The organism is Anoxybacillus tepidamans PS2, from assembly GCF_000620165.1.
Lineage (GTDB): Bacteria > Bacillota > Bacilli > Bacillales > Anoxybacillaceae > Anoxybacteroides > Anoxybacteroides tepidamans_A.
This window is the reverse complement of sequence record NZ_JHVN01000013.1, coordinates 1-13,299: the sequence shown is the minus strand read 5'-3', so window position 1 is coordinate 13,299 and position 13,299 is coordinate 1. Positions and strand designations below refer to the sequence as shown.

The 13,299-nt window shown below is 37.1% G+C and carries 13 protein-coding genes, 2 pseudogenes and 1 CRISPR repeat array; of the genes and pseudogenes, 2 read left to right on the top strand and 13 right to left on the bottom strand.

Annotated features, from left to right (window positions below):
- Positions 1 to 552 precede the first annotated feature (552 nt).
- Genes N667_RS0111225 through N667_RS19800 form a run of 4 tightly spaced genes read right to left on the bottom strand, consistent with a single transcriptional unit; the run spans position 553 to position 2,994 of the window.
- Positions 553 to 1,902 (bottom strand): nucleotide-binding domain-containing protein, encoded by a 1,350-nt coding sequence (locus N667_RS0111225; protein WP_027409663.1) that lies wholly within the window; start codon positions 1,900 to 1,902, stop codon positions 553 to 555.
- 16 nt (positions 1,903 to 1,918) lie between these two features.
- Positions 1,919 to 2,350: an SLATT domain-containing protein gene (locus N667_RS18620; RefSeq protein WP_232223961.1), complete on the bottom strand. Its 432-nt coding sequence runs from the start codon at positions 2,348 to 2,350 to the stop codon at positions 1,919 to 1,921.
- On the bottom strand, positions 2,296 to 2,490 hold the full coding sequence (locus N667_RS20195) for a hypothetical protein (protein WP_232223960.1): 195 nt from the start codon (positions 2,488 to 2,490) through the stop codon (positions 2,296 to 2,298). The genes N667_RS18620 and N667_RS20195 overlap by 55 nt, the downstream gene beginning before the upstream one ends.
- Before the next feature lie 42 nt (positions 2,491 to 2,532).
- The gene (locus N667_RS19800; RefSeq protein WP_156936120.1) at positions 2,533 to 2,994 is read right to left on the bottom strand and encodes a hypothetical protein; all 462 of its coding nucleotides are present in this window, start codon (positions 2,992 to 2,994) and stop codon (positions 2,533 to 2,535) included.
- 138 nt (positions 2,995 to 3,132) lie between these two features.
- Here N667_RS19800 and N667_RS20405 point away from each other — a divergent pair.
- Positions 3,133 to 3,210: pseudogene (locus N667_RS20405) on the top strand (IS6 family transposase); the annotation flags it as partial.
- A 123-nt stretch (positions 3,211 to 3,333) separates the two neighbouring features.
- A pseudogene (locus N667_RS18615) lies at positions 3,334 to 4,213 on the top strand (IS982 family transposase).
- A gap of 252 nt (positions 4,214 to 4,465) precedes the next feature.
- Here the strand turns inward: N667_RS18615 and N667_RS0111205 are convergent.
- The 9 genes from N667_RS0111205 to N667_RS18610 form a co-directional block, all read right to left on the bottom strand.
- On the bottom strand, positions 4,466 to 4,732 hold the full coding sequence (locus N667_RS0111205) for a hypothetical protein (protein ID WP_027409661.1): 267 nt from the start codon (positions 4,730 to 4,732) through the stop codon (positions 4,466 to 4,468).
- A gap of 39 nt (positions 4,733 to 4,771) precedes the next feature.
- Entirely contained in the window at positions 4,772 to 6,832 is a 2,061-nt protein-coding gene (gene cas3 / locus N667_RS0111200) for a CRISPR-associated helicase Cas3' (protein WP_027409660.1), read from the bottom strand.
- Positions 6,833 to 6,921: 89 nt separating this feature from the next.
- Positions 6,922 to 7,554 (bottom strand): hypothetical protein, encoded by a 633-nt coding sequence (locus N667_RS0111195; protein ID WP_232223959.1) that lies wholly within the window; start codon positions 7,552 to 7,554, stop codon positions 6,922 to 6,924.
- Positions 7,555 to 7,674: 120 nt separating this feature from the next.
- Positions 7,675 to 8,484: direct repeats of the CRISPR family, unit length 29 nt; unit sequence CTTTTAATAACTCTAAGTTCAATCTAAAC.
- A gap of 178 nt (positions 8,485 to 8,662) precedes the next feature.
- A complete protein-coding gene (locus N667_RS0111190; protein ID WP_027409658.1) occupies positions 8,663 to 9,649 on the bottom strand; it encodes a DevR family CRISPR-associated autoregulator in 987 nt (328 codons plus the stop codon).
- Between the two features lie 22 nt (positions 9,650 to 9,671).
- Positions 9,672 to 10,247 carry a hypothetical protein gene (locus N667_RS0111185; RefSeq protein ID WP_156936119.1) on the bottom strand — a complete coding sequence of 192 codons (576 nt, stop codon included), beginning with the start codon at positions 10,245 to 10,247 and terminating at the stop codon, positions 9,672 to 9,674.
- 289 nt (positions 10,248 to 10,536) lie between these two features.
- Entirely contained in the window at positions 10,537 to 10,947 is a 411-nt protein-coding gene (locus tag N667_RS0111180) for a hypothetical protein (protein WP_027409656.1), read from the bottom strand.
- A gap of 14 nt (positions 10,948 to 10,961) precedes the next feature.
- Entirely contained in the window at positions 10,962 to 11,621 is a 660-nt protein-coding gene (locus tag N667_RS0111175; RefSeq protein ID WP_027409655.1) for a CRISPR-associated endoribonuclease Cas6, read from the bottom strand.
- A 665-nt stretch (positions 11,622 to 12,286) separates the two neighbouring features.
- Positions 12,287 to 12,559: a hypothetical protein gene (locus tag N667_RS0111170; protein WP_027409654.1), complete on the bottom strand. Its 273-nt coding sequence runs from the start codon at positions 12,557 to 12,559 to the stop codon at positions 12,287 to 12,289.
- Between the two features lie 451 nt (positions 12,560 to 13,010).
- The coding region (locus N667_RS18610) for a transposase (RefSeq protein WP_035098791.1) at positions 13,011 to 13,299 on the bottom strand (289 nt) is incomplete at its 5' end.

Below are 13,299 nucleotides of genomic sequence, written 5' to 3'. Positions count from 1 at the left end.
TAAAATTTGACCTCTATCATTTGTGTACCAACAATAGCAGGAACAGAATCGGAAGTCCACACGTTCATCCATTATCACAAAATCTGTTAGTCATCAGAACTAGAGGGGAATTCCTTAATCTTTTTATTTTGATCCACATTTCAGTATTTTAAGGAATGGCTTGTCATAAATTATTTCAATCTAGATCTTCTTTATTATCAAAAGTTTAGTCAAAGATACCGTAATATGTTATTTTTTGTATGAAAAAGAGGCTATCATTTAAGTTAAAAATATGGGAATCGTAGCAAATATTTATTCTTTATATTTTTAACTCTTCGTTAAATTTGTATATAACGCAAACTTAAAAACAAGAATTTTCTCCCCTTTTTGATGTTAGTGTTGTTGTACATTGACAGAATTTTGTATGGATTAATGAAAAAATTTTATATGGTTAACGAACCTCGTGCATAATATTGTATTTATCGATGCACATTTCTGTCATTTAATTTACATAATGACTACGACGTTTAAGCTATTCAGCAAAAAGAAGAAAAGACAGCCCGAAATAGCTGTCTATGTTTGATTGTTAGCGATTGGTACCGTTATTCGGTCTCTGGCAACGACTGTTCCGTTGTGAACGATATAGCATTCTACATAATGCTCACCTTTAAAATTAGTACTTTCAATCTTTTCATGCCTTCCTCTATCTCGAACAATTTGACCACGAATACAATCTCTTAGTATAGCTTCCTCACCACGATTTAAAACTTTCCAATACACATCATACGGAAGTTTTTCTTCGCTTCTTCTTGCTATTTTATCAAACTCGTTTTTTTCGATAAAAAATCGTAAATTTTTATTAGCAAGAAGCGGTATTTGGTCTCTAAGCATATTTCTCAGTAAATGAGGTCTAAATCCATTTTGTTTAACTTCGCAATCAATTTTTAAACTATAACGAATGTCAATAGGAAATTTTCTTTCAATGAATTCCTCCGTTTGTCGAGCTGTGAATCCAAAGGACGCACTTTTTTCAATTTTGGCTTCCGATACTGCCTCAGGGACTGGAAAGGTTTCTCCAAATAATTCTTGAAGGGTATCATATAAATTTTCGCTATCCTCAGTCAAATCCTTAATCTTGTTATATGCTGAATTAGCTTTTGTAACGAACGTTCCTTTTTTATTATATACTTTTTGGTTACTGCCCAATGCAAACCAATATTGTTGGTCTTTGTTCCGAGTTTTAAGATAATAGAAGAGGTCTTTTAATACCTGGAGGTAATTTTCAAATGCCGCCTCTTTATGCTCCTCATACTCATCAAGAAAGTTGTAAATCAGCGTGTCAATCAGTAAGCCTCCAAATTTAATACCAATATGATTTTTCCATGCTCTGACAATGTTACATAGATAACGATAATTGTTATTGGTTTCTTCAATTGTTTTCAGACTTTCTTCGATTTCCGGAAGTGGATCAGTCTTCTTCCACGAACCACCGTTATTGGAATCGGGGTAATCGAAAGCTCCATCGGATCGTTCAAAGACGGGACACACCTCTATGGTATAGTTAATACTTTCAAAGCTTACTACAACTACTTGACCATCCCCCCTAACAATTGTTCTAGGATAGGTTTTCTTAATCTCAGCTTTTATGGCCTGTAACAATTTGGACTGCCCATTTCCTTCGTGTTGATCATATTGTTGTTTAACCCCATTAGGCAAAACAAAAAGCATGTCCAGGTCACTAATACCTTTAATCGCTGTCTGCCGTCCTAATGACCCGACAATATAACTGTGTTCTTGATCGCTGTCAGTATCCCAATATGCTTCATTTAACCGTTTTGTGATTCTTTTGAATCTCTTATGGATATCATCAAGATTGTCAATCTCCAACTGCTTAACAAAACCTTCAAACGACTGTGCCAACATCTGTTTCTCCTCCAATTCACGATAGCAATACCCAAACGACTATTATTACAACAACTATTACTGTAAAAACAAACGAGAAAGGAATTTTATCTCTCCATGTAAACTGTTTTTGCTCATCGATCCACTCGTGTTGAGTTTGAAAGAAGAATTTATAGTGGGCATACCAATCACTCATTATAATTTGTTTGGTAATATTTATACTGTAATACTCGTCCATTATCTGATTCATTTCTGCTTCTTCGTCTTGGAAATTGTCTGCTGTAGAGCTTTTAACACGATAGTAGATATTTCGGAGTTGGTTATGTAAAACTATGAGGCGATTCCCGACTTCCCTATACCTTTCTTTCTCTGAATTATAGAGGCTAATAGCTAAGGCGATTATGTTCAAACAGATTAGAGCAACTGATATCTCATTGTTGTTTTTATAGTCAGGCTTATAGATTGCCATACACCAATAAGAAGACTAATAAGTGCAAGAAATCCTGGGATTTTCTCAACAATATCGTATGTGGCAAAGTGCTTCTTCGCACCGAAAGAAACATTATAACCATTTTCAGCCAAACTACGTAATAAATGATCTTTATCCATTTCTAATCACCTTCTTTTGTTCATTTCAGTGGAATAGAAGTATCACCGAAGATCAACTCTAAATAAGAAAGCCCAGAGTTTCTCTTCAACTTGAATTTTTCTGTCAAAAGTTACATCAACTGGACGTATCACAACGTCTTGTTGCATTTGATAGTGATACTCCTCGATTTCATCTTCTATTGTGGTAATGATTTGATCGAAGTCCGCCGGATCAGATACTTCTTTAATTACAAGAACTAGCTTGCTCTTTCTTGATCCAGAACCATAACCTTGTTCAACTAAGTCAGAGGCAAACCTTACGGCCTTTTTATCGATGGTATTGTCGGGGAAGGAGGGACTCAGCATACCAGCAACTCTACCTTTGTACACCATCTGTGTTTTTTCTACAGGAACTAAATTTCCGCCCCAATTCTCGTATCCCCAAGCGATGCGGTATTCTGTACATTCTGGGTGAGGCCTAGACGCTGGGACAAAGATAACTCTACGTTCATCAAATACTTTCACCTCAATCGTTAGTATAAAATGCTGGTTAAAACAATTGGTTAATACTAATGGTATATGTTCAGGCAGTTTTTGTAAAGCGATGATCTAATCATAAGTTACAGAAAGAAAAAACATGCCATCGGGCATGCAAATCAGACAAACCATATCGTAGAACAGGGGCATCGGTTTATAAAGAAGCGAGTTCGTTCGATGTTAGGATTGAAATCATTTCGTACAGATTCTAAAATGTTTCTAATTACCCGTGGTGCTAGATAACCCCGAGTAAAAATAAAAATAACCCTTGCTTGAGGATCTCCTGTAGAATGAAAGTGCCACCCATCATTCGAAAGGAGAATCCCCATGCAAGAGCACTTTCATTTGACTACAGATCAAGCCAAGATTCAAAAGCAATACGCCGCCATTTTCCTTTTTGTCTCCGCCCAACTGTCATTGATTCAAACGCATCTTCAACGCCGCAATCGATATTTGGTAAAGCAAGAAGATGACGTGATCATAGCGATCCACATTTCAGGAAAGCTGCTTGGCTTTGCTTCTGAACGGGCCTAGCATCGATTTGTAGTCGGAAATTTGTTTCCTCTATCTTTGTTCCCCGAACGTTCCCGATACAACCCACGTTGTCGGTCACTGCGTTGGGCGGTGAAATGAATCCGTCATGAACTGGAAAAACGTGGTCCATATCATGCCTATGCCGTGGTCTATTGCTTACCGTTAGCGTTGTGCCATACGGCGAAAATGCATCGTATCAAACGATTTCAAGGGATCGCACACATTGGATATTGCGCTTCCAAAAAGCAATGGTACTATTGGTTGAAGTTGCACCTTCAAAGTGACCGATCAAGGTTTGTCAATGGGATATGTGGTGACGGAAGCATCCTGTCATGATCGAATCGCAGCCAAAAGCGTGATGACCCCAATTCCTCATCCTTATAACCTCGGGGACAAAGGGTTCATTAGCCGTGACTTGCAAAAAACGCTGTACGAAGAATACCAAATGGCACTTTGGACTCCATCAAGGAAAAATCAAAAACGTCAGCCATCCAAGACATGGGAAAAGTGGATCAAACAAAAGCACAAAGTCATCGAGATGGTGTTCTCCATTCTGGTCGATCCATACCGAATCACAGAGATTCGAGCAAACTCCGTGATCGGATTTGAAGTAGTGCTCGACGGCATATTGTTGGCCTATTCGCTGGTGACACTAGGGCTAGTTGAGTTCTAACACTCAACTAGCACCACGGGTTAGTATAATTTAAAAAGCCCTTGGAATTGATGAAAATCCAAGGGCAATTTTTATATTTATGTAAGAAGGAGGTCTTGCTTATATGATTCCTCCATCCAAGAAGAGATTCAATATCAGAGAAATTACCTTCACCGATGTTACCAATTCTCTTTAAGAGTAATATAGAAGCTAATATAATTTTTAATATTTTTATAACATATATCTAATTTGGGTGCAAAAAACCAATAAAGGTTAATCATCTTCGTCGTTATCATCATCAGGTTCAAAATAATAATCAAATATACTTTTTAAATTGGTAAATAACGTATACCATCCTCCAAGAATTCGTGCAACAAAATACATTGGCAGTGTTACCTCAAACCCCAAATTGTACTCTTGATTAAATTCTTCAATTGCCTCATGTAATATATCCCGATAAAAGAAGTACTCGATTATGGCTGCTAAAATTCCTGCGGCAAGATGCGTCCAGAGAAATAAGCCTAAATAATACATTGACATTTTCTTCACCATCACTTTTGTAGAATCATGCGCCAGCGGCTAGAGTAGCCCTTGTACCTGTTGAATTGCTTCAATATCTGCTTCCATTAGTGTCCCAACTAAGTACAAAAATTCGACCCAACCCTGATGAGCTGGAGTTATTATGTCGTGTTCATAAGTGAAATCTCTATTCTTGTCTCTTTCTTTGAGTGGTTTAGAAAAACCATATTCATCTAAGCATTGTTTATATCTCTGATCTAGTTCATACTCTCTAAGATGAACACAGGTACCATCGCTAATAAATCTTTTATGATGCTGCAATACCATATTCATCTGAATAAAATCCGTATATGGACGTAACAAATGAGCGGAGATGACTGCATGGTTGCGTTCTTTAAATATAGATGGATTTCCCTTCTTAAGAGGAAAGTGCGCTAAGGGAACGGACTGGGCATTTGCCCATAGTGGGCCTTGCCAAACTACATCTAGCTTACCTAAATCATGTAGCCCTGCAATTTCCACTATCTGATCTTGGTTCTTTATAACATACTCCGAGAAATGTTCCTTTTCCAACTTCTCTTTCATTATGTCCTTTACGGCCAATGCGTGTAAAATCCAAGGCTCCTCTTTATAATCAGCTCGTATCTCTTTATTATTTGCTACGTGTGATTCAGGAAATGGTACGCACACCTTTCCTTCTTTCATTCTAAATCCGACCTCATCATAAAGACAATCATTCCCCTTTATAACGATAGTATCTCCTACGTTGATTTCTGAATAAGGCGTTTCCCTTATCTCTCCTCTATGTAAACCATACAATTGGTTTGATTTTGCGATTTTCTCCAATTGATTTATATGCACGGATATAGCGGCCTTTTGGAAGCTTCTAAAAGACGGGGAAGGATCCACAATAATATTTACATTTTCAATACCACGAATAAGTTCATTTCGGCTCCCATCTTTTAACTTAGGTTTATGTTTTTTGATTTCCCTCTCATTGATATGTTTTCTGTAATAGGGATTTAGAATCTCATTTACCCATTGTTTTTGAATATCCCACGTAAATTCAATAGACTGGTTTTTCTTTAGTGCATCAATGGTTTTTATAACTACTTCTTCGTCATAAACTCCCTGGTAGTCCCCTTTAAAGCATATTAGCTCTCCTTCTCCGCCCCAACGGGCCACCCTCCCATCCCGCTGAATCAAGGAGTCAATCGGGGAAATAGAACTGTACATTCTAGGGGCGGATATATCCATTCCCGCCTCAATAACTTGTGTAGAAATTAGAGTTTTGTTATTTTCTCCGCTTCCTTTCCCGAAATACTGCAGCACTTTCCGCTCCGCTTCTTCTCTGTCTTTTGGCAACAACTTGCTATTGAGAATAATACAGCGTGTGGGATCATTGATTTTTTGGTACACTTCCACTTGCTCTTTTTGCGTATTGCAAAGGATAATCTGTTTCCCAGGATAGTTATTAATCGCAGCCCAATCTAGAGATTCGATATATTGTACTGTTACCTTCCGATTCTTTACCGAGGGTTGCTTAGTAACAATGACCTCCATTTGGTACCGCTGTCCAAGAAAATCCATTAAATATTCAGGCATAGTAGCAGTCATAATAATGAATCGGTTTCCCCTTTTATAAAGGGCATCTAACATTTGAATCGTCGTTTTTAATGTTTTACCTGGTTCGAATAATTGAATTTCGTCAAATATAAAATGGGACTGAACGACGTGTTTCCCCTTCATAAATGCCTGTACCCCAATTCCCAAATAGCCCGCTAACACTTGATCGATAGTGGTAACTACATACCTGTTTGTTAAAAAAGGATCTTCTTGTAATGCAGAATGTTGAATGGTCCAGCTCTCCGAGTATCCTAAAATACTATGATATTTCTTTAATCGTTCATAGATGGAAGTGGCTAATGTCCGTTGGGGTTGAATATAAAGAATCCTCCCGCCCCACTGCAAGGCTAAGTAATAAGCTGCTTCGGTTTTCCCGGAACCACATGAGGATAAAATCAGTACGTTTCGATCTTTGGGAAGATGGCTTATTTTTTGCTGAACTTCCGTTAACTTGACTTCGGAAACCCCAAACAAGGTTTGTAAAAACTGATTCAACCGCTTTCGCCCCTTTTTATCTTTCTAGCTTAAAAAAAGCAGAAATAGCAAAAAGAAGCACATACTTTATGTGCTTTCAAATACTCCTTTTATATGGTAACTGTCTCCTTAACAAAACAAATTTTTCGCTCTTGTTGCCGTCTGGAACGCTTTTCACTAAATAGGTAAACGTCCTCAAACCGAATTTTACCGGTTTTCCAATCATACAATTCAAACAAATCCGCGTTCCCGTCCCTCTCTTCTACCCATTCCATTAAAACGTTTTCCATCCTCTTAACGGCTTCGATACTCTCCAAATACACCAAACTTTGAGAATCTCCAATACATTCTATGTTATTGAGGTATGTTTTAAGGTTCGGAATCGAGTTATCAATATAAAAGACAATACTTTCTACATCGACAAATTCGCGAACTCCAACCGATGATAACCCTTCCTCGTTGTTAGTTTTTTTTTCATCATAATACGAATTAGAGGCCAATTTCAATTTAACAGAAGCTTTTCCATGTTCGCGGGGGTATTGAATATATAAAATCGCATTTTTAATTTTATAAAACAACTCTTTAGCCTTCTCTATTCCCTCAAGTTGAATAACGGAGGAAAGAATTGCTCCCCTTATTGTATAAGCCATCGGGTATTCATAACTTCTTCCATTTAGGTGGCTGTCATTATATTTTTTAAGTGAAAAAAATCCAGCTGTTTTATAAATTACTTTGTATATCAAAAAGAATCCCCCTCCCTTTTCATCTAAAATTAGTTCACTAGATTTTTTGCCGTCAGCACGTAATTTCATATTAAACATAATTATGGATACGATAAATACGAACGTTTTGGACATATTAATATTTCAATAACTCCAAGTTCTATCTAAACCAGGACGGGCACTTCGGACGGCAGCTGCTATCCCTTCTTTTAATAACTCTAAGTTCAATCTAAACGAAGCAAAACGGAGAGAGCATGGCATCCGGCGCCGCCTTTTAATAACTCTAAGTTCAATCTAAACTTTGTTTTATCCTGCAGCATTTACGCCCCCATTTCTCCTTTTAATAACTCTAAGTTCAATCTAAACGGGTCAACCGGCAACTCGAAGCGATGCAGCGGCAAACTTTTAATAACTCTAAGTTCAATCTAAACTTTCACAGCGAAGTTTCAAAAGAATATTTCAAAACACCTTTTAATAACTCTAAGTTCAATCTAAACGTTGATTTCGTTGTGCTTGGCGTAGTTGGCGGCTTATCTTTTAATAACTCTAAGTTCAATCTAAACGCAACTGAACCGTACTGCTGCGTTACTTTAAAACTTCCTTTTAATAACTCTAAGTTCAATCTAAACTTTTAGGTATGATAGGTAAGGGTGGTAGTGATAACACTTTTAATAACTCTAAGTTCAATCTAAACGTTTGAGCTAGAGATCATCGATCCAGATCAATACGCTTTTAATAACTCTAAGTTCAATCTAAACTTAGAAGTAACTTTATCCATGAACCAATCTGGCATCTTTTAATAACTCTAAGTTCAATCTAAACTCTACAACCTCCTGATAATTTTTAAGCAGGAGAATCTTTTAATAACTCTAAGTTCAATCTAAACTTTACCGCATTTTGCAAAAAAGCGATGATTTTTCATCTTTTAATAACTCTAAGTTCAATCTAAACCCCCTTGTTTTTATAGATGATGTTTATTGGTATATCTGATGTTTTAACTCTGCAACTTTTGCAAATTTGCAGTAAACCTCTAATCATGGAGAAGGACGAGTTTCTCAAATAGTGCTAACCCTTGATATATCAACATTTGATAATGACTGATCTAAATTGGGGTTTACTGCAGACAATATTAGGAATGAAAGGTTTTAACGTATTCCATATTTCGCTGAATCATAAAATCTAGAAATTCATCACTTGCATACAACTCAATTAGTTCCTTAAACTGCTGAATATTATTAAAAGTATGAGAAACGGTCGATAGTTTTTGATTTACCTCGATAAAATCCTCATTTAATGCGCTATATTTGGCTGTTATTTGTTCTCGATCGGTTTTTTCCGTTACGATGCCATAAACGCCCCGTAAATGCGGTAAATTGGTTGAGCACATTGCCCCTTCAATATCCACCAATGTGTTACGTACAGCTTTTAACGCGTTTTTTATCCGTCTTTTGATGGTCTCATGATCAACAGCATACATCAATTTCTCGTCATCAAACCCCACTCGGTGTAAATCTAATTGAATTGTTAGTGCATATTCCGAAGAGCGAATAGGACGGTAAAAAATCATTTGAGCATTCTGATCCTTATTAGTGTTGGCATCGGAAAGAGTATCAGCTTGTTCCTTTTTCGTCTTCGCGTTTTTTTCGGTTGGGTCTACCCTAGTATAAAGAACACTATCGTTTCGTGTCCCCTCTCTAGCAATGGCCCAAGAGAATTGCGCCACCGAATAGCGCTTTTCATTTTGCCCTTTCCCTGCATTCATAAACCCGCATAAATCGTCTACTGCACACTCTTTTACACGGTTTCCGTTCGCACTTAAACGCTCATCTTTCACTTTAATCTTTCCATTTTTCATAGGTGAGAAGATTTTACATGTATCGCATAATTCATGATGTTCAGTCAATAAACGCACATTTTTTGTAAAGACATGTTTGATCAAATTACCTGTAATAGCATTTCTCAATGACCCATCTCTTAGCTGAATTGTTCTTGTCTTCACCACATTCCCAATGGTCTCCTCATTATTTAGGGCTTCGGCATCTACCTCGAATCGAAGGATAAAGTTTAAGCGAAAAAGATAATCGTTCAATTTAATGTGGTCTACACTAGATATCATTCTACATTTGCCCCTCCCGTCATTACTCTTTTTGTTCCTTTCTTTCAAAGAAAACGGTTGAATAAGTTAAAATCGCATCCCCTATGATCTGAACATCCTTGTCCGTCTCAGAAAAACCAATAATTTCGGCGATATGTTTTTCCTCTAAACGATATTGATTGTAGTTTTTATAATAAAGTAAATTTATATCCCGAATAATCCTAGTTAAGGTTCGGACGTTATAACAATTCAGCAACGCAACTTGTATTTCATAGCCCTTTTTATCACGGATCAGGCGATTCAACCCCCGTCCTACAAGCTTAACACTCTCACTATTGAAAATTTCTTGCACACGTTTGTTTTGCAAGGCAATCAATTCCTCCATTCTCCCTTTCTCAATCGATTCACGCTTTTTAGAGCAAGTTTTAATAAGATGGGAAAAAGAGTGTTCGTTAAAGGTTAAAACCCACTCGGAGATCGCAAACTTTACATCATCAGATACCGTACTTCGCTCTAGTTTTGAAAGTAATTCCTCACACAAATCGATACTGAGTCTTACCACCGGGGTCACAAACACTTTATCCGCCATTGGTTTTTTCGCCGTTGGTGCCATTTGCATGAATAGCACTTTCTCATAGTTATCAACGACAGATTCCGATTGAAACTCTTTAATGGATTGTAGATAAATCCTAGCATTTGTAATGGATTTTGTCGTATTGCTGAAGTAGGTATATCTCTTGATTTCCCCTGTCTCTTTATCCCTTCCGGAAAAAACAAAAGGAAGTCGTAGCTGATTGGTCTTTTTTGGGATTAAAACGACATTGACATCATAATCCGTGAAACAGTAGGTAGTAGATGATAAGAAACCCAAGAATGACAATTGGTTCTCGAAATCATATATCTTTTGGCTATTGGCAGTCGAGTTGCCCCGTATCCCCTTCGTATAATAAACAGTTCCACAATAAGTGGCTCCTTCTTTTTTTTGTCCCCTTTAAATACTTCTCGTCCCATGTTTCATAATATCGAAACACCCGTTCCATATTCTCTTCCGAATTAAAATATTGGTTTAGCGCTTCTAGCCGCTTAAGTTGTTCGGCTTTATTTAAGCTTGAATTGACATTCCATAAATCCGCTTCCTCCAGAGAGGAAAGAATAAGCTCCCGATATTCGAAATGTTCTGGGGTCTCAATGAGGTAGTAGGACGGTTTATTGGTCAGCACCCAAGGAATGTCATTGTCCTTTAAAATTCGGCATAATCCATAGGCAATAAAAAGTTCCATGATTTCATTTTCTGATTTTCTTACTTTAAATTTTCTCACCAATAAGCCCCCTTTTACAGGACTTCAAATAGAAATCCGTGACCTGTGGCTGTATTTTCGCCGCACCCCACCTCATAAATCGTACTTACGACGTCATAATCCCCCTGTACTTCTAACTTGCATTTCCAGCTGAAGATATGTCCATTTTTATATTGCTCTACGTTTTTAACTGGGTTGATTAATTGAAATTTAATATCTCCATCTTTTCCAAGTAGGTTGGCTTTATGGATGGCGTTCTTTCTCAATCGTTCCTCAACTTCCGGAATATCATCAAGAAGAAGGGTTTTTCCGTTTCTTGAAATGTTGATTATAACTTTGGATTTAAATAAATATTTCTCTTTTTTTGTTAGAGAAGATAAGGGGATAATCTTTCTAATAGCAACTACCATATCTTCAATACGTACAAGTATACTCTTTGATACAGCTTCTACAAATTCGTATATTAGTGAATCTTCCCCCGCGACATAGAAATGGATCGTACCTTGGTTACTATATAACGGTGTAAAGTAAATGTCTGAGAACGTGAGCAGTCTTATAAATTTATGTTTTTTATGAAATTTTTCTGCTGTTTTGTGGGGTAAATGATTCATAATCATTGAATAAATTCCGTGTGTGTAGTTCCATTTTTCTAGGTTTGTTTTCTCTACAATATCACCTTGTATCTTAATTCTCATCAATCCCACCCGTATAACAGTTTATTTCATGTTTCTACCTTTTCTATTAAAATATTACCATTGATTTGATATCTTTGGTATGGGCCCTTCTATTTTTCTAATTTTACGATCGAAAAATGATGTAATACGAACCAACTTAGTTTTTTTGCCTCCACCGACTTGAGATGGGAGCTTAAATGGCTTCTTTTTAATCTCTACCTGTATCAGTCAGAATATACGCTACAAAAGGTGATTCCCTGTTTACAGTACAAGCCCTTGTAGGATTTTTAGGATCATGAATATTTTCCACCCAATAGGTATTGATTAGATGATAATCCAAGCATAGTGTCAATGCTTCGCTAATTTTAGCTTCAGGGTATCGATTGATGAGCAGACTCCTAAAATAATTCAATCCAATAAACTCAAGGTTTTTCTTTCTACGTTCGTAGTAGGGGTAGTACCAGCGTAGCTGACATTACCCGCAAAGTAAGTGTAAACACATAATGTGTTTTGGTTCACTTTTACTATAAAATTACAAATGTTTAATAACGAATACGATGTTTAATTTTTACATTACAAAATAAACATAACACCGTTCAAATGTTTGAACGGTGTAAAATAGAGATGTTCTTTAATATTTCTCTTGAATTTAGAGCTTACACTTTCAACACATTATATAAATATCGCTAATTAACGTTCATTTTTTCTTTCAGCCTTTTATTTAATTCTTCATTTTGCAGAACCATTAATTGTGGAGGAGTAATCCCTCTACTATGAATCAACAATGGTAACTCTAACTTGTCCGATGCCTCATAAATGAATCGGTACAAGTCCTCATCTTCCCAAAGGGTATCTGTGAAATATAGAACAATATTGTCATGTGGATACTTCTCTTTAATATGATCTGCAACCGAAAAACTTGATTTTTCACCACTAAAGAATATAATATGATTTTTCATTTTTGCATCTTCCTTTTGTTATTCTTTATTCCAACCCCTTTTTTAAAATTTTAACCTCATTAAGTTAAAGTATCAAAAAACACGGTTCTTGCAGCGGATCCGGATGCGAATACAGGAACGGTCAGCGGATTTGTAACTGACAGAACGACTGGCCAGCCTATCGAGAATGCCACTGTCGCCCTTTATTCCATTTTCAAACGGAGTAGAAACGGTGATCGATATTAACGAAGACGAACGCGGGAGGTTTGTATTTATTTGGAGATATTCCTCCTGAAAATTATCGTGTTAAGGCGATGGGCTGAGCTTGAGATCGTATATTCTAAGTAAGTGAGTGATTCAAAGTCAAAAAGTGTACGGTATGTTTATTACCGTACACTTTTCAAAGTGTTGAAAAAGTCAGGCGTCAAGAAAAAGTTCACGGAACATGTGAACTTTTTCTTTTCTTTTGGCTTTACATTTGATACGTTAAAGATAGGCCATAGAGTTGAAGGGATCGTAATTTGGCCCATTTTTTTAGGTTTTGGATCATGGCGGTGATCCAAACCTGAATCTGTACGTATCGAACTCCTCGGTACCGCGCAAAGCGAAGACCGTGGAGTTCTTTGCTTTCTGCGAAACTTCGCTCGATCGTGGCGGGACGAACTGATCGCAACACCTTGCCCCTTGCCGATAACCGACGATTCCTCATTCGATCATAGATGTCTTGATGAACGGATACTCGGAAGACGCGATCCTTGGGG